The sequence below is a fragment of the Bradyrhizobium lablabi genome, from assembly GCF_018129385.1.
In the GTDB taxonomy this organism is placed as follows: domain Bacteria; phylum Pseudomonadota; class Alphaproteobacteria; order Rhizobiales; family Xanthobacteraceae; genus Bradyrhizobium; species Bradyrhizobium lablabi_C.
The window spans coordinates 1-20,454 of sequence record NZ_JAFCLN010000001.1; the positions used below are offsets into that span (position 1 = coordinate 1).

The following is a 20,454-nucleotide window of genomic DNA, read 5'->3' on the forward strand; positions in this document are numbered from 1 at the left end:
TGGACGCGCTTGTTCAGCAGACGACTGAGCAAGGGCGTACGGCGAAGTCGTGTGGTCCTGGCGCCGCGACGCTGGCGCTAAGTCGGCGGCATATGCTGCCGGCGATGGTGACAACAAGCCCGCTCACCAGGGAGAGCGCGATATAAGCCGTAAAGCCATTGCGCAGGGGATGTCGGAGTGTTCTCCGCTCACCTGTATGCTCGTGTGCAGTTTTTTAATGCGCAAGCAGCGCACACGAGACCGCGGGTGCAGCGCGCACCCGGCATTCCCTGCTCCCTCTGCTTTAGGGGGACAACGAATTTACAAAGGCTCGGGCGCAAACTGCGTCGCGAGAACGTAGCCGCACATTCGCTCGTCGTCCCCCGCGGAGGCGGGGGACCCAGTATTCCAAGGCCTCTCGGTTAAATCACGAACGTCGGCGTTTACTGGATACCCGCCTTCGCGGGTATGACGACGCCGGGAATTGGCAGGCTGTAACCCCGTATCCCCCTTAACCTCGACCCAATAGGTCACCCATCCTGACCATCTTTTGGCATTGCGGCTCCACGCCTTTCTCGTCTAGAACGGCCTCGGGCGAGCCTTCCGGCAACGAACCGTCAACGGTTTTGGCCGAGGATTTTACGCTCAAAGGGCTTTGGCAATGCTGATTCGCAGCGATTTGGTTGGAATTCGGGACGGGGCGGGCATCCGCACCCCTGCAATTCCGGCTGCGACCCTGCCGACCCTCCTTATTGGCGGGCTTCTGCTTCTTATCGGCCCCTGAGGGCCGTCTGGGCGGTTTGCGCCTGGGCACTCAGGGGTTGCATGAGTTCGAGAAAACCCTTCAGCGCCCGACGACATGGCGCACTACCCAAAGGAATTTTGCAGATGGCCACCGCTAACAAGTCCGAAAAGGACCGCGTAATCATTTTCGACACCACCCTGCGCGACGGCGAGCAATGCCCGGGCGCAACCATGACCTTCGAGGAAAAGCTCGAGGTCGCCGAGATGCTCGACGACATGGGCGTCGACGTCATCGAGGCCGGTTTCCCCATCACCTCGGAAGGCGATTTTCAGGCGGTGAGCGAAATCGCCCGCCGCTCCAAGAACGCCGTGATCGCCGGCCTGTCGCGCGCCAATCCAAAGGACATCGACCGTTGCGCGGAAGCCGTGAAGTTCGCCCGCCGCGGCCGCGTCCACACCGTGATCGCGACCTCGCCGCTGCATATGCGCGTCAAGCTGAACATGACGCCGGAGCAGGTGCTGGAGCTCTCGATCGCCAACGTCACCCGCGCCCGCAACCAGATCGACGACGTCGAATGGTCGGCCGAAGACGCCACCCGCAGCGAGATGGATTATCTCTGCCGCATCGTCGAGGCGGTCATCAAGGCCGGTGCCACCACGGTCAATATTCCCGATACCGTCGGCTACACCACGCCGGAGGAATATGCGGTCTTCATGCGCACGCTGATCGAGCGGGTGCCGAATTCCGACAAGGCGGTATTCTCGGTTCACTGCCATAACGACCTCGGCATGGCGGTCGCGAATTCGCTGGCCGGCATCTCCGGCGGCGCACGTCAGATCGAATGCACCGTCAACGGCATCGGTGAGCGCGCCGGCAATGCCGCGCTCGAAGAAGTCGTAATGGCGATGAACGTTCGCAACGACAAATTCCCGTGGTGGAACAAGATCGACACCACCAAGCTCACGGCGGCTTCCAAGCTGGTGTCGGCGGCGACCTCGTTCCCGGTGCAGTACAACAAGGCGATCGTCGGCCGGAACGCGTTTGCCCATGAGAGCGGCATCCATCAGGACGGCGTGCTGAAGGATGCTTCGACGTACGAGATCATGAAGCCCGAGATGGTCGGCCTGAAGCAGTCGTCGCTGGTGCTCGGAAAGCATTCCGGCCGCCACGCCTTCGTGCACAAGCTGGAGGAGATGGGCTACAAGCTGGGCGCCAACCAGCTCGAGGATGCCTTCGCACGGATGAAGGCGCTCGCCGATCGCAAGAAGGACATCTACGACGAGGACATCGAGGCGATCGTCGAAGGCGAAATGGCATCCTCGCACGACCGCATCAAGCTGGTGTCGCTGACGGTCATTGCCGGCACCCGCGGGCCGCAGCGCGCCACCATGAAGCTGGATGTCGACGGGGTGACCAGGATCGAGGAGGCCGAAGGCAACGGCCCGGTCGATGCGGTCTTCAACGCCATCAAGGCGCTGGTGCCGCATGAGGCGAAGCTGGAGCTCTATCAGGTCCACGCCGTCACCGAAGGCACCGACGCGCAGGCCGAAGTGTCGGTCCGCCTCGCCCATGAGGGCCGCTCGATGACGGCGCGCGCGGCAGATCCGGACACGCTGGTGGCCTCCGCAAAAGCCTATCTCGGCGCGCTCAACAAGATCGTCATGAAGCGCCAGCGCGACATGCCGGCGGCGACAGCCGCGGCAAGCTGACTATTCGAACACCGTCATTGCGAGCGCAGCGAAGCAATCCATGTCCCCACTCGGGGATAGATGGATTGCTTCGTCGCTCCAGCGCAAAATCGCTCCGCAATTTTGTCGCGGGCTCCTCGCAACGACGATTTCGCGGCGACAGGATGTCGCATTATTGCGCCGCAGCAAAGCTTAAAGATTTTGGCCCCTGCTAACGGGCAATGGCATTCCGGTCGGCTTCTCGCTATTCATTCGGCTGGCATACAAGTCCGGGGCCGCGCCAGCGCGCTCCGCAAAAAACAAAGCGGGAGGAATTATGCGCAGATTGATTTTGGCCGCCGCGTCGGTCGCAGCCTTGGCTCTGGCCGGTCCGGCCTCGGCACAATCGCCGATCGTCATCAAGTTCAGCCACGTGGTCGCCACCAACACCCCGAAGGGGCTGGCTGCCGAAAAGTTCAAGGAGCTCGCCGAGAAATACACCAACGGCAAGGTGAAGGTCGAAGTCTATCCGAACTCGCAGCTCTACAAGGACAAGGAAGAGCTGGAAGCGCTCCAGCTCGGCGCCGTGCAGATGCTGGCCCCGTCGAACGCCAAATTCGGCCCGATCGGCGTGAAGGAATTCGAGGTATTCGATCTGCCTTACATCCTTCCCGACCTCGCCACCGTGCGTAAGGTCACCGACGGTCCCCTCGGTCAGAGAATGCTGAAGCTGCTCGAGCCGAAGGGCATGATCGGTCTTGCCTACTGGGACAACGGCTTCAAGGAGATGAGCGCCAACAAGAAGCTGATCTCGCCCGCTGATTATCGCGGCCTGAAATTCCGCATCCAGTCATCGAAGGTGCTGGAAGCCCAGTTCCGCGGGCTCGGCGTGGTGCCGCAGGTGATGGCGTTCTCGGAAGTCTACCAGGCGCTTCAGACCGGCGTGGTGGACGGGCAGGAGAACACCTGGTCGAACATCTATACCCAGAAGATGCACGAGGTGCAGAAGTACATCACCGTCACCAATCACGGCTACATCGGTTACATTGTGGTCGTGAACAAGAAGTTCTGGGACGGCCTGCCGGCTGATGTCCGCGAGCAGTGCGAAAAGGCGATGAAGGAAGCTACCGCCTACGGTAACGGCCAGTCGCAAAAGGAAAACGACGATGCGCTTGCCGAGATCGTCAAGACCGGCAAGAGCGAGATCATCAAGCTGACACCCGAGCAGGATTCTGCGATGCGCAAGGCGATGGAGGGCGTCTACAAGGACGTCGCCGGCCGCGTCGGCCAGAAGCTGATCGACGAGTTCATGAGCGCAGCCAAGGGCGCGACGAACTGAGTTGATGCTATCGGGCTTCCGTGCCACGGCACGGAAGCCCTCGCATGTCCGGGGCACGGCGAAACAGGCCGCGAGGGAATGAAGGTGAGGCGACGAGGCCTGACCTGAAGGGGGGACATTGATATTGCTTCGCATCCTCGACCGGCTTGAGGAGATATTGATCGCGACGCTGATGGCGCTCGCGACCACGATCATCTTCATCGCGGTGTGCCACCGTTATCTGCTCGGCGTTCCCTTCCTCTTCCCGATCCTGTTCCCGATCAACCTGTCCTGGGCGCAGGAGCTCTGCATCTACATGTTCGTCTGGGTCGCCAAGTTCGGCGCCGCCTACGGCGTGCGCACCGGCATCCATGTCGGCGTCGACGTCGTGGTCAACCAGGTCAAGTCGCCCTGGAAAAACGCGATCGTGCTGTTCGGCCTCTTGTGCGGCGCGTTCTTCACCGCCGTGATCGGCACCATGGGCGCAAAATTCGTCTACGGTCTCTACCACACCGATCAGGTATCGCCCGACCTCGAGATCCCGAGCTGGTTCATCTACCTCTGCATTCCGCTCGGCTCTTACCTGATGTGCTTCCGCTTCCTCCAGGTCGCCTGGAATTACTTCTTCACCGGCGAGCTGCCGCATCACGACCACGCCCATGTCGAGGGTGTTGACGTCACGGAGCCCGGGATCGGCGCCGGGGAGGTGACGCGATGACCTCGCTCTTCATCTTCGGACTGCTGATCCTGCTGATGCTGACCGGCATGCCGATCTCGATCGCGCTCGGCCTGACGGTGCTGACCTTCATCTACACGATGACGAATGTGCCGACCGAGTCGGTCGCGCTGAAGCTGTTCACCGGCATCGACAATTTCGAGATCATGGCGATCCCGTTCTTCATCCTCGCCGGTAATTTCCTCACCCACGGTGGCGTCGCCAGACGCATGATCAATTTCGCGACCTCCATGGTCGGGCATTGGTATGGAGGACTGGGCCTCGCGGGCGTGATGGCTTGCGCGCTGTTCGCCGCCGTGTCCGGCTCGTCGCCCGCCACCGTGATCGCGATCGGCGCGATCATGATGCCGGCGATGGTGAAAGCGGGATTCCCGAAACGTTTCGGCGCCGGCGTCATCACCACATCAGGAGCGCTCGGAATCCTGATCCCGCCCTCGATCGTAATGGTGATCTATTGCGTGGCGACCGGGGGCAGCATCGCGCTCGATCCCGCCGGCCAGCGCGTGTCGTCGGCTTCCGTCGGCCAGATGTTCATGGCCGGCGTGATCCCCGGCCTGATGCTGGCGACGCTGCTCGGCATGACCACCTTCTATCGCGCCTGGCGCAACGATTATCCGCGCATGCCGAAGGCGAGCTGGGCCGAGCGCATCGTCGCCTTCCGCAAATGCATGTGGGGATTGCTGCTGATCTTCATCGTGCTCGGCGGCATCTATGCCGGCGTGTTCACGCCGACGGAAGCGGCCGCGATCAGCGCGGTCTACGCCTTTATCATCGCCGTGTTCGTCTACAAGGACATGTCGCTCAGGGACGTGCCGAAGGTGCTGCTCGGCTCGGCCAACATGAGCGCGATGATCCTCTATATCATCACCAACGCGGTGCTGTTCTCGTTCCTGATGGCGAACGAAAACATTCCGCAGCAGATCGCCAACTGGATCACCTCGGTCGGCGTCAACTGGATCATGTTCCTGCTGATCGTCAACATCCTGCTCCTGCTCGCCGGCAACTTCATGGAGCCGTCTTCGATCGTGCTGATCATGGCGCCGATCCTGTTTCCGGTGGCGGTCAAGCTCGGCATCCATCCGGTGCATCTCGGCATCCTGATGGTGGTCAACATGGAGGTCGGCATGTGCCACCCGCCGGTCGGCCTCAACCTCTATGTGGCTTCCGGCATCGCCAAGATGGGCATCACGGAGCTGACGATCGCGGTGTGGCCGTGGCTGCTGACCATGCTGATCTTCCTCGGCATCGTCACCTACATCCCCGAACTGTCGCTGTGGCTGCCGCGCGTGCTCGGCATGCTCTAACTTAAGGAAAGCTGAACGGCGCAAATAACATCTTCGTAAGGGTGCTCTGTCTGTCCAAACTGTAAGTTGATAAGGCAGGGACGCGCGCTCATCCTGATGCGGCCTTTCCAATGGAGGTTCGCATGAGAAAATTCTGGATCGCCGGCGTCGCGGCGCTTGCCATCGCCGGTTCCACCGCCGTCTATGCCCAGCACTACCGTCACTGGGGCCACACGCGGCTGGCGCCGGAGGACCGCTTGGCATTCGCGGACGCGCGGATCGCGGCGGTGCATGCCGGGCTGAAGCTGAATGCGGACCAGGAGAAGCTCTGGCCGCCGGTCGAGGCCGCGGTGCGGGATTTCGCCAAGCTGCGGATCGACCGCGCCAATGCGCGGATGAACGCTTCGCGCGACGGCGATGCGCAAAAGGAATCCGATCCGGTGACCCGCCTGCGCGAGCGGGCCGACAACATGGCGGCGACGGCGGCTGCGATGAAGAAGATCGCCGATGCGGCCGATCCGCTCTACAAGACGCTCGATGAGGGCCAGAAGCGCCGCCTCGCCCTCCTGACCCGCACGGGACATCGCTTCGAGGGCGGCTGGCGGCACCGTCATTTCGAGCGCGGCATGGACCGCGACGGCGACGGCCGCGACCGCGGTTTTGAGCGGGATCGCTACGATCGCGACGGCGGCCCGGGCAGGGGCGGCGCCGAGCGGCTCTGACCCGCGCCGGCCGTCAGGCAAAGGACAGGGAGAAGCCGCTGGAATCCGGCGGCTTTTCGCATTCCGGCGAACCCGCCAAATCGCGGGAAAAGTGCTCGCCCGTTGCTGGACATCGGGGAATCGCTTTGCTAAACGACGCCCCTCTGCGAAGGCTTTCCGGACCGGTTCCGGGCGCATAGCTCAGTTGGTAGAGCAGCTGACTCTTAATCAGCGGGTCCCAGGTTCGAGCCCTGGTGCGCCCACCATCGCAAATCAATGACCTGGCGGATGCGGCGTCGCATAGAACGCGTACCGCTTGCCCACGACAACCTGACGCCGCTCGCTGCTTTCCCCGCTATGTGGTGGCGGGAGCGGCTTGTTCGGCGAGGATGCAGCGGGCCATCCGGCCCGCACCCAGCTCGACGGCGGGCGGCAAATCCTTGGTGCAACGCGGCTCCGCCGAGGCGCAGCGCGGCGCGAACGAGCAACTGGTTGGAGCCTTGTCGAGCGACGGCGGCGTCCCCGGGATCGTTCCCAGCCGCGCACCGCGCTTGGCCCCATGCGTGGTCGAGGCCAAGAGGCCGCGCGGGTAGGGATGCAGCGGCGAGCGAACGATCTGACTGAGCGTGCCGGTCTCGACGATCTGGCCGGCATACATCACCGCAACCCGGTCGCAGATTTCGATCGCGACGCCGATGTCGTGGGTCACGAAGATGACCGACATGCCGAACTCGCGCTGCAATTCGCGCAGCAGCAGCAGGATCTGGATCTGCACGGTGGCATCGAGCGCCGTGGTCGGCTCGTCCGCCAGCAGGATCTTCGGCTTGCACGACAGCGCCAGCGCAATCATCGCGCGCTGGCGCATGCCGCCGCTCATCTCGTGCGGGTAGGCGCCCAGCCGGCGTTTGGCCGACGGAATGCGTACCACCTCCAGCATCTCGAGCGCGCGCGCCATGGCCTCCGTCTGGCTCTTGCCTTCATGGCGCATCACGGTCTCGGCGATCTGCTTGCCGATGGTGTAGACCGGATCGAGCGCGAGCGCCGGCTCCTGAAAGATCATCGAGACCGTCTGGCCGCGAAAATCCGACAGCTCCTCGTCGTTCATCGCCAGCACGTCGCGTCCCAGCACCTTGACGCTGCCCGAAATCTGCGTGCGCTTCCTCGGCAACAACCGCATCAGCGCGCGCAGGGTGACGCTCTTGCCGGAACCGGATTCGCCGAGCAGGCCGAGCACCTCGCCTTCACCGAGCGTGAGGGATAGATCGTTCACCGCATGCACCGTGCGCTCACCGGTGAAGCGGATGTTGAGGTGATCGATCTCGACGAGGTTGGTCATGACAGTTTAGGTACCCGCTGATGAAAATCGGTCGCGCGCTGGAAGGCCGCGCCGATCCTGATGATTCCGGCCTCGTCGAAGGAGCGGCCAACGATCTGCATGCCGACCGGCAGGCCGGCCTTGGTGAAGCCGGTTGGAATCGAGAGCGACGGCAGGCCCATATAGTTGATCGGGCGGGTAAAGCGCGTGATCCGCTGGATCACCGCCTCGGCATCGAGGCTGTTGCCGACGTCGCTCTCGGCGATGGTCGGCGCCGGCATCGGTGCGACCGGCGCGATCACGGCGTCGGTGCCGTCGACGGCGGCGAGATAGGCGGCCAGCGCCGGGCCGCGCCAGCGCATCGCCTCAAGATAGGAGACGGCCGGCACAGCGAGCCCGTTCTGCAACCGCATCAACACCTGCGCGCCGTAGTCCTGCGGCCGCTCGATCATCCAGCGCTTGTGATAGGCGGCAGCTTCGGTTGCCAGCACAAGCTGGCAGGCGGCGGTGAGCTGGCGCTGATCGGGCAGCTCGACCTTGACGATCTCGGCGCCTTCCCTCTTCAGCACCGCCAGCGTCTCGTCGAGCGCTCGCGCCACTTCGGGATCTAGATCATCGACGTAAAACGCCGTCGGTACGCCGATCTTCAGTCCCTTGATGGGCTGCTGCGCCGCCGCCATGTAGTCCGGCACCGCCAGATTCGACGAGGTCGGGTCGTCCGGGTCGGCGCCTGCCATCAATCCCGTCAATAACGCGCAATCCTCGACAGTCTGCGCAAGCGGACCGACCGTATCGAGCGACCAGGACAGCGGCATTGCACCAGCCCGGCTGACGCGGCCGACGGTCGTCTTCAATCCGGTGACACCACAGAAATGCGCGGGCATGCGGATCGAGCCGCCGGTGTCCGATCCCAGTGCCGCAAAGGTCAGGCGCGCCGCGACCGCGGAGCCCGAGCCCGACGACGAGCCGCCGGTGATGTGATCGGTATTCCAGGGATTGCGCACCGGTCCGTAATGCGGGTTATGTCCGGTCGGCCCGTAGGCGAATTCCACCATCTGGAGCGAGCCAAGCCGGACCGTGCCGGCATCTTTCAGGCGTTGCAGTGCGGTCGAGGTCGTGGTGGCGACGAAATCGCGGCGAATTTTCGATCCGCAAGTAACGACCTTGCCCTTGTCGTAATACATGTCCTTGTGCGCCAGCGGCACGCCGTGCAGTGCGCCCCTGGCGCCACTCTTCGCCAGGCCCGCGTCGGCCGCATCGGCCGCCTTCAGCGCCGCTTCCGCCTCGATCGACATGAAGGCATTGAGCTTGGGGTCGAACTGCGAAATCCGCTTGAGGCAGGATTCCGTCACTTCGCGCGAAGACAGCTTCTTCTCCGCGATCGCGCTTGCGACCGCCGTCAGCGACATCAATGCGGGCTCGCTCATTGCGACACCTTCGCATTCTGGGCGAGCAGGAAGGTCGACGGCTCGAGCTCGAAGGGCAGGGTTCCGGCGATCGGCGCAAAGCCCTCGAAGGCGGGGCCGATGGAATTGGCGATGCGCGCCGCCACCTCATTGTCGACGGGCACCCCCGCGACGTCACTCATCGCCTTGATCTCTTTCGCCGTGGGTCTTGTCATGCTGCGCTTGCTCCCGGTGCGCGGCTGTGCCCGGAGCCGGGAATGGCCATGTAGCACGCCGCTTCGTGGCCCATTGTATCGACTGCCGACAATTTTGGTGTGGCGTTCGAGCAGAGCGGCTCCGCGAACGGGCATCTTGTGTGGAATCGGCAACCCGGCGGGGGATCGATCGGATTCGGCGGATCGCCGGAGATCGGCGGCGTCTTCGTGCGGTTGTCCGGATCGGAAGACGGCATCGCCGCCAGCAAAGCGCGAGTGTAGGGATGGGCCGGCTCATCCCACACCTTGTCGACCGGGCCGAGCTCGACGACCTCACCGAGATACATCACCAGCACGCGGTCGCTGATGTACCGGACGACGTTCAGATCATGACTGATGAAGAGATAGGTCAGTCCGAATTCGCGCTTGAGGTCGGCGAGCAAATTGAGCACCTGCGCTTCAACCGACTTGTCGAGTGCGGAGACCGCCTCGTCCAGGATCACCAGACGGGGCGACAGCGCGAGCGCACGAGCGATGTTGATGCGCTGGCGCTGGCCGCCGGAAATCTCGTGCGGATAGCGGTTGGCAAAAGTTTCCGGCCGCAGGCCCACCTTGCCGAGCAGCTCGCGCGCCAGCGTCCGCGCCGACCCATCTGCCATGCCATGCACTTTGGGGCCGAAGGCGATCGATTCCTCGATGGTGAGACGCGGATTGAGCGAGGCGTAGCTGTCCTGAAACACCATCTGCATGCCGCGGCGCAACTCGCGCAGTGACAGCGAGGGGCCAACCTGCATGCCGTCATAGATGATGTCGCCGGCATCGCTCTTCATCAGGTGCATCAACAGCCGCGCGGTGGTCGATTTGCCGCAACCGGATTCGCCGACGATGCCGACGGTCTCGCCCTTGAGCACGGAAAAGCTGACATTGTCGACCGCACGCACGGTCTTGCGCGCGCTGAAGAGATCGCCGCGCACGGGAAAATGCTTGGTCAGCCCGGTCACTTGCAACAGCGGCTGCGCGACGCCGCCGCGATCTTCCACCTGTTCCAGCAATGCAGTTGCTTCGCTCATGTTCAGTTCCGGATATCCATGGCGCTGCGCATGCCGTCGCTCAGCAGGTTGAAGCAGATCGACACCGCGAAGATCATCACGCCGGGAAGGGCAGCGACCCACGGGTTGACATAGATCGCGGTGCGCAGCGTGTTGAGCATCAGGCCCCATTCCGGCTCCGGCGGCTTGGTGCCAAGGCCAAGGAACGAGAGACCCGCGGCGAGGATCATCGAGACCGAGATCAGGCCGGTGGCGTAGACAAAGATCGGGCCGAGCACGTTGCCGAGCATGTGCACGCGCATGATAGTGAAAGGCCCGGCGCCGGAGGCCCGCGCGGCGTCGACGAAGTCCATGTTGCGCACGCCGGTGGTGACGCTTTCGGCAACGCGGGTGATCTGTGGCACGAATACAATCGTCAGCGACACAATGGAGTTGACGATGCCGGCACCGAGCGCACCAGAGATCGCAATCGCCAGCAGCACGGAGGGGAAAGCGTAGAACACGTCGATCGTGCGCATGATCGCGGTGTTGAGCCGGCCGCCGACATAGCCGGCGACAAGGCCGAGCGAGGTACCGATCACGAAGGCAAAAATCACCGGCAAGATGCCGATAACCAGTGACAACCGTCCGCCATAGATCAGCCGGGCCAGCATGTCGCGGCCGAGTTCGTCGGTGCCGAGCGGGTAGTTCGGCGTGCCGATATGGCGAAGGCGGCGGATCATCGAACCCTGATAGGGATCGGCGAGGCCGAGATAGGGTGCCAGCAGCGCCGACAGGAAGATCAGCAGCAGAATAGAAGCACAGGCCATGCTGACCTTGTCGCGCGCGATGCGGCGGCCGACGGTCGCCCAATAGCCGCGCGCCTTGGTCGGCGGTGCGGCTTGCAGGGCGGCATCTGTGATCGCACTCATGGCCTCAAGCCCGCTTGATGCGCGGATCGATCGCAGCCTGCGCCACGTCGACCAGCAGATTGAGGAACACGAAGAACAGCGCCAGCACCAGGATGGTGCCCTGCAACAGCGGCAGGTCGCGCTGGAAGATCGCGGAATTCAGCAACAGCCCGGAGCCAGGCCAGGAGAACACGGTCTCGATCAGGATCGAGCCGCCGAGCATGTAGCCGAGTTGCAGGCCCATCACCGCCAGCGCGGTCGGCGCTGCGTTCTTGACCACGTGCCTGAACACATGGGTCTCGCGCAGGCCTTTGGCTCGTAACGCCTCGACAAAGTCCTGGCTGAGGATGTCGCCGGTGAGGGCGCGCACGGTGCGGGTAACGATGCCCATCGGAATCACCGAGGTCGTGATGGCCGGCAGGATCAGATATTTGATGTGGTCCCAGTCCCACGCCCAGGCGCCGGAGCCGCCCGAGCCGGCGCCGACCGCCGGCAGCCAGTTGAGCTGCACCGAGAAGATGATGACCATCACCATGCCGAGCCAGTAATGCGGCACGGAAACACCGGCGATCGCGATCGAGGTCGCGACCTTGTCGATCCAGGTGTCGCGGAAATAGCCGGCGATCAGGCCGAATAACAGGCCGAGCGTGAAGCCGATCAGGGCCGCGGCAATCGCCAGCGTCACGGTGTTCTGCACCGCGCGCAACACTTCGCTCAGCACCGGCCGGCCGGTTGCGATCGAGGCGCCGAGATCGCCATGGATCGCGCGCCACAGCCATAGTCCGAACTGCACCGGCAGCGGGCGGTCGAAGCCGTAGGCTGCGCGCATTTGCGCGGCGAGTTCCTGCGACGCATCGGCCGGCAGCACCGCGACCAGCGGGTCGCCCGGCGTGATGTGCACGAGCAGGAAGCACACCAGCGCGACGCTGAGTACGATGGGGATGACATAGACGATACGGCGGAGGACGTAGGTGAGCACGGGTTACTCTCTTCTTCCTTCTCCCCTTGTGGGAGAAGGTGGCGCGCATGCAATGCGCGCCGGATGAGGGGTTCTATCCGCGGACGCAACTTTCTCAAATGAGAGGTCTGCATCCGCGGAGACAACCCCTCACCCGGCTTCGCTGCGCGAAGCCACCCTCTCCCACAAGGGGAGAGGGTGCATCAAACCTCACTGAGTCATCGTGATCGGCGAGAAGTCCACGAACCAGCTCTTCGGCTGCACAAAGCCCTTGATCTTCGGGCTCATGGCGCGCGGAGAGACGTCGTGGGCGACGTAGAGGAATGCCGCGTCGTCGACCGAGGCCGCGTGCAGTTCCGCCAGCGCCGCATCGCGTGCGGCGGGGTCAAAGGTCTGGCGCGCCTTGGTCACCAGCTCGTCGAATTTGGGATTGTTGATAAAACCCCAATTGTTCGAGACCGGCGGCGCCATCGACGACTGGAGGAAGCGCACCAGCGCAAAGAACGGATCCATCGCCGCATAGGTCACGTTGGTGGCATGCGAGCCGTTGGCGGTCGGATCCTTGGCGCCGCGCCGCCAGTTGGTGAACAGCGTGTTCCACTCGATGACGTCGAGCTGCACGTCGAAGAAGCACTCGGCCAGCGCCTGTTGCATATATTCGTTCATCGGCAGCGGCAGCATCTGGCCCGAGCCCGACGCCGAGGTCTGCGTCTTCACCGTCAGCTTCTTGTTCGGACCGTAGCCGGCTTCCTGCATCAGCTTCTTGGCAGCGGCCAGGTCATACTTGATCTCGAAGGTCGGCTTGCCGCGCCAGGGGTGGCCGGGCTCGAAGGTGCCGGTGGCCGGCACCATCAGGCCGGCGAGCAGGCCTTCCTTCAGGCCTTCGCGGTCGATGCAGAGATTGGCGGCCTTGCGGACACGGATGTCGTTCCAGGGCGAGCCTTCGACGCGCGAGAACTGCCAAGGCCAGACATGCGGCGACTCGTTCGCCTGAAGCACGAAGCCGCGCTGCTTGATTTCCTTCACCGCATCGGGCGCCGGCGCTTCCACCCAGTCGACCTGGCCGGAGAGCAGCGCGGCAGTTCGGGCGTTGGCTTCCGGCATGGGCAGCAGCACCATCCTGTCGACCTTGGGCACGCGCGCCTTATCCCAATAGCCGTCGTTCTTGACGAGTTCGAGCCGCTCGCGCGGGGTGAATTTCGCCATCTTCCACGGGCCGGTGCCGGATGCGTCCCGCGCGAATGCCGCCCAGGCGGCCTGCGATTTGGCCTTGGCGTCGGCGCCTTCGGCGGCCTCATAGAGCTTCTGCCACTTGGCGGGGCTCGCCATGAACAGGTTGGTCAGGTTGATCGGCAGGAAGCTGTCCGGCTCCTTGGTGGTCAATTCCACCGTCAGGTCGTCGATCTTGCGGGCGGAAGCGAGCGTCGGCATGCGCGAGGCGGTGACGCCGACCTGGCTGGCGTCGAAATGCGGTGCGTCCTGCTTCAGCACCTTTTCGACGTTCCAGACCACCGCGTCGGCATTGAAGTCGCTGCCGTCATGGAATTTGACGCCGGGGCGGAGCTTGAAGACCCACTTCTTCTTGTCGGAATCGTCGACCTTCCATTCGGTCGAAAGGCCGGGGATCATCACACTGGCTTTGTCTTTCGACGACAAATCCCACGCGGTCAGACCGTCATACATGGTCAGGCCGGTAAAGCGGTTGCCCTCAAAGCCCTGGTCCGGCTGACCGAGGGTGCGCGGAATATCGGCAGCCGTCATGCCGATTCGAAGCACGGTTTCGGCGCTCGCCACCTGCGGCAGCCCCACCGTGAGCGCCGTCGCCAGCATCCACGCGGCCTTGGTGAGCCGATTCCCCAGTTTCTTGTTACGCATCTAAGCCTTCCTTCTACTTTTGGGTGACTAATTCTTATGCAAATTCATGCAACGGCTGTGCCAAGCCAAGCCGCTCTGCGGCGCTTTGTCATTGTTCGCACAACTCCTTGCATGCAGGCATGCAATGCGGGCGTCTCTGCCTAATCTGGCATCGAGTTTGCAGCGCACACTCCGAAAACTTCCCACGGAGCTTAATTCATGCGCAGTCGAAACTCGATGCTTCTTGCGGTCGCGGCGTTTGCCGTCGGCCTGTCCGCCTTGTCCGCCAAGGCCGAAACCGTGGTGCGCTACGGCATCTCGATGGCCGATATTCCGCTGACCACCGGTCAGCCCGACCGCGGCGCCGGGGCCTATCAGTTCTCGGCCTACACGATCTACGATCCGCTGGTGGCCTGGGAGATGGACGTTGCCGACCGGCCCGGCAAACTGGTGCCGGGGCTTGCCACCGAGTGGAAGGTCGACGATGCCGACAAGAAGAAGTGGAAGTTCACGCTCCGGAAGGGCGTCAAATTCCATGACGGCAGCGAGTTCAACGCCGACGCGGTGATCTGGAATCTCGACAAGGTGCTCAACGAAAAGGCACCGCAATTCGACAAGCGCCAAAGCGCGCAGGTCAGGACGCGCCTGCCGTCGGTCGCGAGTTGGGCAAAGGTCGACGATTACACTGTGGAGATCACCACCAAGACGGTGGACTCGTTCTTTCCCTATCAGATGTTGTGGTTCCTGGTCTCCAGCCCGGCGCAATATGAAAAGCTCGGCAAGGATTGGGACAAGTTCGCCAGCCAGCCCTCCGGCACCGGCCCGTTCAAGCTGACCAAGCTGGTGCCGCGTGAGCTCGCCGAACTGTCGAAGAATCCAGACTACTGGGACAAGAAGCGGCTTCCGAAGGCCGACAAGATCGTGCTGATCCCGATGCCGGAAGCGCTCACCCGCACCAATGCGCTGCTGGCGGGGCAGGTTGATCTGATCGAGACGCCGGCGCCCGACGCCGTGCCGCAGCTCAAGGCCGCAGGCATGAAGATCGTCGACAACGTCACCCCGCATGTCTGGAACTATCATCTCAGCGTTCTGCCGGGCTCGCCCTGGACCGACATTCGCCTGCGCAAGGCGCTCAACCTCGCGATCGACCGCGAGGCGGTGGTCGGCCTGATGAACGGGCTCGCCAAGCCTGCCAAGGGCCAGGTCGACCCGTCGAGCCCGTGGTTCGGCAAGCCGACATTTGAACTGAAATACGATGTCGCCGCAGCAAAGAAGCTCGTGCAGGAAGCCGGCTACTCCAAGGAGAAGCCGCTGAAGACCACCTTCATCATCGCGCAGGGCGGCACCGGCCAGATGCTGTCGCTGCCGATGAACGAATTCCTCCAGCAAAGCTTCAAGGAGATCGGCATCGATATCGACTTCAAGGTGGTCGAGCTCGAGACGCTCTATACGCATTGGCGCAAGGGCGCGGCCGACGAGATGAACGCCGGCATCACCTCCAACAACATCGCCTATGTCACCTCCGATCCGCTCTACGCCATCGTGCGGTTCTTCCACTCGGGCCAGGTCGCGCCGGTCGGCGTCAACTGGGGCGGCTACAAGAACCCCAAGGTCGACGCATTGATCGACGAGGCCAAGCAGACCTTTGACGTGGCCAAGCAGGACGAACTGCTGGCGCAGGCGCATTCGCTGATCGTCGACGATGCGACACTGGTGTGGGTGGTGCACGATACCAACCCGCATGCGCTGTCGCCGAAGGTCAAGAAGTTCGTGCAGGCGCAGCACTGGTTCCAGGATTTGACGCAGATCGGGCTGGAATGATCTGGAGGAGGCTGCGCGCCTTCGGCGACCATGGTCACGCGGACTCAATGGTGTTGTCGCCGACGGAATGTTAAGAGGTCACCGGTCCCGTAGCGACGGGACCGGTTTCTCGCATGAGCTGACCTTGCGCATCCTTCTCATCAATCCGAACACGACCAGTGCTATCACCGAGCGCATGGCCGCCCACGTCGGAGCTATTGCCGGAAGCGCGGCGGCCTTCGTGCCGGTGACGGGAAAATTTGGCGCACGCTATATCTCCACCCGCGCCGCCGCGGCAATTGCCGCCCATGCCGCGCTCGAGGCGCTGGCCGAGCATGCCCACGGCTTTGATGCCGTCTATCTCGCCTGCTTCGGCGATCCGGGCCTTGCTGCCCTGAAGGAAGTCTCGCCGGTGCCGGTGATCGGCATGGCCGAAGCCTCCTGCATCGAGGCCGCGCGCGAGGGCAGGCGCTTCGGCATCGTCACCGGGGGCGCGCTCTGGAAGCCAATGCTGGAAGAGTTCGTCGCAACGCTTGGCCTGTCGCAGCAGCTTGCAGGCATCCGCACCGTTGCTCCGACCGGCGACCAGATCGCACGCGATCCGGAAGCGGCGCTGTCGCTGCTGGCGGAGGCCTGCACTGCCTGCGCCAGGGATGACGGCGCTGAGATCGTCATACTCGGCGGCGCCGCACTGGCCGGCCTCGCGCAGCGCATTCAGCCGCGCGTAGCCGTACCCCTGTTGTGTTCGGTCGAGGTCGGCGCGAGGGCCGTGATCGCCGCAGCCGCGGAGGAACGACGCAGCGAGCGGTGTGTGGTGAAACTCGTCAGTGTCGGCCTCAGCCCCGCGCTGACAAAACTGATCGGCGAATAGGGCGGCTTACGCCAGCTCGAACACGATGTCCTGCGCGCCCTGCCAGAGAGTCATCTTGCCGAGCGCAGTCAGGTTCTCGCGGCCCTTGGTGATCGTCAGAAAATGATTGCCGGCGAGCTGCCCGACCTTGCTGGCAAAACGCACGCCGCCATAGGCGAGCAAGATTTCCGTTTCGCTGATGCCGCCGGGATAGACGATGATGTCGCCAGGCGCCGGGAAGCTCGTGTGGTTCTCGTAGGTCAATCCAAGATCGAGATCACCGAGGGGAATCCAGCAGCCTTCGCCGCTCCATCGCACATGGATGATCTTGCTCCGGAACGGCAGCATGCTCCTGAATTTCGCGCAGGTGTTCGGCGCAAGCTCCTGCTCGAGCTTCGCTTCGAATTCATAAGGGCCAGCCTTGATGCGGATGTTCGTCATGATCTTCCGTTCGTGCGGCAGAATGCCGTTCACGTCAAGAGATAGCTGGATCGCGAAAACGGGTTGTGCCATTGATTGATCGATGACCTCGTCCAACTACCCGCGCGATCTCAGGGGCTATGGCCGCACTCCGCCGGACCCGAAGTGGCCGGGCGGGGCACGCGTGGCGGTTCAGTTCGTCGTTAACTTCGAAGAGGGCGGCGAGAACAATGTTCTGCACGGAGACGCCGGCTCCGAGGCGTTCCTGTCGGACGTATTGGGCGCGCAATCCTGGCCGGGCCGGCGTCATCCTAACGTCGAGTCGATGTTCGAATACGGCTCGCGCGCCGGTTTTTGGCGGCTATGGCGGGGCTTCACGCAGCGAAATATCAGGCCGACCGTCTACGGCGTGGCGACGGCGCTGATGCGCAATCCCGACTGCGTCGCGGCGATGCGCGAAGCCGACTGGGATATCGCTTCCCACGGCCTGAAATGGGTCGAGCACAAGGACATGAGCGAGACGGAGGAGCGCGCGGCGATCAGGGAGGCCGTTCGCGTCCACACCGAGGCGACCGGGCAAAGGCCGGTTGGATGGTACACCGGGCGCACGTCCGAGAACACGCTGAAGCTCGTCATCGAACAGGGCGGCTTCCTTTATTCCTCGGACTCCTACGCCGACGACTTGCCGTACTGGGTGAGGTATCGCGCCGAACCGCATCTGATCATTCCTTACACCCTCGATGCCAACGACATGCGCTTCATCAATACGCAAGGCTTTGGCGGCGGGGAGGAGTTCTTCCAGTACCTCAAGGACAGTTTTGACGTGCTCTACGCCGAGGGCGAAACGGCGCCGAAGATGATGTCGATCGGGCTGCATTGCCGGCTGGTCGGCCGGCCCGGACGGTTCGCTGCGCTGGCGCGCTTTCTGGACTATATAGCCAGTCACGATCACGTCTGGGTGCCGACGCGGCGGCAGATTGCCGAGCATTGGCATAGCGAGCATCGGGCACTGGCGGACGCCGCGCCTGAGATCAGCTAGCTGCGCATCTTCGGCGCGAAATGCTCGATCACGTCGAGCAGCACATTGGCGCCCGATGTGACATCTTCAAGCGTGACATGCTCGTCCGGGTGATGACTGACGCCGCCGCGGCAGCGCACGAAGATCATGCCGATATCGGTGATCCCGGCGATGGCCATGCCGTCATGGCCGGCGCCGCTCGGCAGGGACAGCGTGCGGTAGCCCTGCCGGGCAATCGCGGCTGACACCTGCGCCTGTAGCCAGTCCGCGCAAGGTGCGCTGCCTTGCTCGTGCGTTACATCGATCTGTGGCACGAGCCCCCGGTCCTTCGCGATTCTTTCGATCGTACGCAGGGCCAGCGAGACCGCCTCGCGGCGATGTTCGTCGGAAGCGCTGCGCATGTCGACCGTGAATGTGCTGCGTCCGGGAATGACGTTGCCGGCGCCGGGTTCGGCGCGGATGACGCCGACGGTTCCGAACAGGCCGGTGTCGTTCCGGCACTGGCTCTCGATCGCGACGATGCATTCGGCCGCGCCCGCGAGCGCGTCGCGCCGCATGGCCATCGGGACCGTGCCCGCGTGTCCGGCCATGCCCTCGAGCGTGACAAGCAAACGTGTCGCCCCGCTGATGGCGGTGACCACGCCGACCGGCAGGCCTTCGGCCTCCAGCACCGGACCTTGCTCGATGTGCAGTTCGAGATAGGCGAGAAAATCGGACGGCGCGCGCGCCGCGGCGCCAACTTGCTGCGGATCGAGCCCGAAACGTTGCAGCGCCTCCGGCATGCTGATTCCGTCGCGATCGCGCGACGACAGCACAGCCTCGTTGAACGTGCCGGCAACAGCACGGCTGCCCAGCAGGGTGGAATTGAAGCGAACGCCTTCCTCGTCGGCGAAACCGATCACCTCGATCGCGAACGGCAGCCGTTTGCCCCGGCGCCTGAGGTCGGCGACGCAGGCGATCGCCGTGATCACGCCAAGCGGACCATCCCATTTTCCGGCATTGCGGACGGTGTCGTAGTGCGAGCCAAGCAGCAGGGCAGGGAGGTTCGGCCGGTCGCCTTCGTAGCGGCCGACCACATTGCCGATCGCGTCCATGCGCGCGGCCATCCCGGCCTCTTCCATCCACGACCGGATCAGGTCAGCCGCCTGCATGTGCTCCGGCGACAGGAAGACGCGCGTAAGATCGATGCTGCTTTCGGAGATCGAAGCCAGCCGTTCAATGTGCGCGACGATGCTTTCGCCGAGCATGGTGTCGATCACCGTCGGAGTCATGCCCTTGGTGGTGCCGTATTCCGACGAATTGGGCAAGTGCCGGAGTTGCCCGGATGGCCTTCCGTCGCACCGCTGCGCAAAAGTGACACCTAAATTCGTTTGGGCGCCTTGCTCAGGATGGCGCGATGTAAGGCGCGCGCCGCGGGTGATAACTCTCTGCCGCTGCGCCAGATGACATATAGTTTCCGTTCAATCACCGGACCAGTCAGCTTCCGAAAGGTCAGAACCGGATGGTTGGCATCGGGCCATGCGAGACCGGGCAGGGGAGCTACTCCGACGCCCGCCTCAACCATGGCAAGGAGCGTCGCCGGATGTTCGGCTTCGTACAGCGGCGCCCCTTTGACAGGAGCCGAAATGGCTCGATCCATTTCGAGCCTGATACCTGTACCGGCTGCCATCACAATCAGTCCGGCCGCAGAGCCGTCTTCCCAAGTTACGGTCTTTCTGGCCGCGAGCACGTCATCGCGACGCATAACCAGGGCGAAGCTGTCGGTCAGCAGGAGCCTGGCTTCCAGTTCCGGATCATCGCCCGGCACATTGGCGATGCCGAGTTCGATGTCTCCATTGCGCAGCGAGTGAATGAGTTGATGGCGCGAGGTCTCCTTGATCGTCACATTGACCAGTGGATGCTCGATTTTGAAGGCGGCAAGGATTTTAGGCATCAATCGCAGTGCAACCGACGGGACACAGGCCATCGTCACGTGGCCGCGCCGGTGCTCGCGCAGGTCCTGGAGATCCTCCAGTTGGTGATCGAGGTCTCCCAATACGCGCTGAATGCCTGGCAGGAACTCGACGCCTACCTTGCTGAGCTGAAGACTTCGAGTAGTCCGATCGAGAAGCCGGACCTTGAGTTCATCTTCCAGTTGGCGGATCGCCTGGCTCACCGCAGACTGCGACATGCCGAGTGCGCGGGCCGCGCCGCTGAAGCTGCCCGTTTGCACGACCATTACGAACGCGCGCAATTGACGAAGGTCATTTATCTGCATGGCTAATAAATATA

At 63.3% G+C, this 20,454-nt stretch carries 18 protein-coding genes and 1 tRNA gene; 9 read left to right on the forward strand and 10 right to left on the reverse strand.

From position 1 onward, the window contains the following. The first annotated feature begins 867 nt into the window (after positions 1–867). From JQ628_RS00005 to JQ628_RS00030, 6 genes are all read left to right on the forward strand, one after another. Positions 868–2,433 (forward strand): 2-isopropylmalate synthase, encoded by a 1,566-nt coding sequence (locus JQ628_RS00005; RefSeq protein ID WP_212217339.1) that lies wholly within the window; start codon positions 868–870, stop codon positions 2,431–2,433. A gap of 295 nt (positions 2,434–2,728) precedes the next feature. Then, positions 2,729–3,730 (forward strand): TRAP transporter substrate-binding protein, encoded by a 1,002-nt coding sequence (locus JQ628_RS00010; protein ID WP_212217342.1) that lies wholly within the window; start codon positions 2,729–2,731, stop codon positions 3,728–3,730. 121 nt (positions 3,731–3,851) lie between these two features. Beyond that, positions 3,852–4,427 (forward strand): TRAP transporter small permease, encoded by a 576-nt coding sequence (locus JQ628_RS00015; protein ID WP_212219188.1) that lies wholly within the window; start codon positions 3,852–3,854, stop codon positions 4,425–4,427. Further along, a complete protein-coding gene (locus JQ628_RS00020; RefSeq protein ID WP_212217344.1) occupies positions 4,424–5,749 on the forward strand; it encodes a TRAP transporter large permease in 1,326 nt (441 codons plus the stop codon). The genes JQ628_RS00015 and JQ628_RS00020 overlap by 4 nt, the downstream gene beginning before the upstream one ends. Before the next feature lie 122 nt (positions 5,750–5,871). Further along, complete coding sequence (locus JQ628_RS00025) at positions 5,872–6,450, forward strand: Spy/CpxP family protein refolding chaperone (protein WP_212217347.1); 579 nt, start codon at positions 5,872–5,874, stop codon at positions 6,448–6,450. Between the two features lie 169 nt (positions 6,451–6,619). Beyond that, positions 6,620–6,695, forward strand: a tRNA-Lys gene (locus JQ628_RS00030). 89 nt (positions 6,696–6,784) lie between these two features. Here JQ628_RS00030 and JQ628_RS00035 read toward each other — a convergent pair. From JQ628_RS00035 to JQ628_RS00065, 7 genes are all read right to left on the reverse strand, one after another. Further along, positions 6,785–7,765: an ABC transporter ATP-binding protein gene (locus tag JQ628_RS00035; protein WP_212217349.1), complete on the reverse strand. Its 981-nt coding sequence runs from the start codon at positions 7,763–7,765 to the stop codon at positions 6,785–6,787. Continuing rightward, a complete protein-coding gene (locus JQ628_RS00040) occupies positions 7,762–9,171 on the reverse strand; it encodes an amidase (protein WP_212217351.1) in 1,410 nt (469 codons plus the stop codon). Before JQ628_RS00040 ends, JQ628_RS00035 begins: the two co-directional genes overlap by 4 nt. Next, the gene (locus JQ628_RS00045) at positions 9,168–9,365 is read right to left on the reverse strand and encodes a hypothetical protein (RefSeq protein WP_212217353.1); all 198 of its coding nucleotides are present in this window, start codon (positions 9,363–9,365) and stop codon (positions 9,168–9,170) included. The genes JQ628_RS00040 and JQ628_RS00045 overlap by 4 nt, the downstream gene beginning before the upstream one ends. Further along, the gene (locus JQ628_RS00050) at positions 9,362–10,414 is read right to left on the reverse strand and encodes an ABC transporter ATP-binding protein (RefSeq protein WP_212217355.1); all 1,053 of its coding nucleotides are present in this window, start codon (positions 10,412–10,414) and stop codon (positions 9,362–9,364) included. Before JQ628_RS00050 ends, JQ628_RS00045 begins: the two co-directional genes overlap by 4 nt. Positions 10,415–10,416: 2 nt before the next feature. Beyond that, positions 10,417–11,304, reverse strand: a complete 888-nt coding sequence (locus JQ628_RS00055; protein WP_212217358.1) for an ABC transporter permease — start codon at positions 11,302–11,304, stop codon at positions 10,417–10,419. 4 nt (positions 11,305–11,308) lie between these two features. Then, on the reverse strand, positions 11,309–12,262 hold the full coding sequence (locus JQ628_RS00060) for an ABC transporter permease (protein ID WP_212217361.1): 954 nt from the start codon (positions 12,260–12,262) through the stop codon (positions 11,309–11,311). A 189-nt stretch (positions 12,263–12,451) separates the two neighbouring features. Beyond that, positions 12,452–14,116, reverse strand: a complete 1,665-nt coding sequence (locus JQ628_RS00065; RefSeq protein WP_212217364.1) for an ABC transporter substrate-binding protein — start codon at positions 14,114–14,116, stop codon at positions 12,452–12,454. A gap of 198 nt (positions 14,117–14,314) precedes the next feature. Between JQ628_RS00065 and JQ628_RS00070 the strand changes: the two genes are divergently transcribed. Together JQ628_RS00070 and JQ628_RS00075 are read left to right on the forward strand one after the other, a co-directional pair. Further along, on the forward strand, positions 14,315–15,916 hold the full coding sequence (locus JQ628_RS00070; RefSeq protein ID WP_212217367.1) for an ABC transporter substrate-binding protein: 1,602 nt from the start codon (positions 14,315–14,317) through the stop codon (positions 15,914–15,916). Positions 15,917–16,040: 124 nt separating this feature from the next. Beyond that, positions 16,041–16,766, forward strand: coding sequence for an aspartate/glutamate racemase family protein (locus JQ628_RS00075; RefSeq protein WP_212217369.1), 726 nt, complete (start codon positions 16,041–16,043; stop codon positions 16,764–16,766). A gap of 6 nt (positions 16,767–16,772) precedes the next feature. Here JQ628_RS00075 and JQ628_RS00080 read toward each other — a convergent pair whose 3' ends face one another. Continuing rightward, positions 16,773–17,186 carry a DUF3830 family protein gene (locus tag JQ628_RS00080; RefSeq protein ID WP_212219191.1) on the reverse strand — a complete coding sequence of 138 codons (414 nt, stop codon included), beginning with the start codon at positions 17,184–17,186 and terminating at the stop codon, positions 16,773–16,775. A gap of 82 nt (positions 17,187–17,268) precedes the next feature. On the opposite strand from JQ628_RS00080, the gene puuE reads away from it, so the two are divergent. Next, positions 17,269–18,204, forward strand: a complete 936-nt coding sequence (puuE, locus tag JQ628_RS00085; protein WP_212217371.1) for an allantoinase PuuE — start codon at positions 17,269–17,271, stop codon at positions 18,202–18,204. Here the strand turns inward: puuE and JQ628_RS00090 are convergent. Both JQ628_RS00090 and JQ628_RS00095 read right to left on the reverse strand, forming a co-directional pair. Continuing rightward, positions 18,201–19,454, reverse strand: a complete 1,254-nt coding sequence (locus tag JQ628_RS00090) for an allantoate amidohydrolase (protein WP_212219194.1) — start codon at positions 19,452–19,454, stop codon at positions 18,201–18,203. The two genes, puuE and JQ628_RS00090, sit on opposite strands and share 4 nt — an antisense overlap. Positions 19,455–19,543: 89 nt before the next feature. After that, entirely contained in the window at positions 19,544–20,440 is an 897-nt protein-coding gene (locus JQ628_RS00095; protein ID WP_212217373.1) for a LysR family transcriptional regulator, read from the reverse strand. Positions 20,441–20,454: the final 14 nt, after the last annotated feature.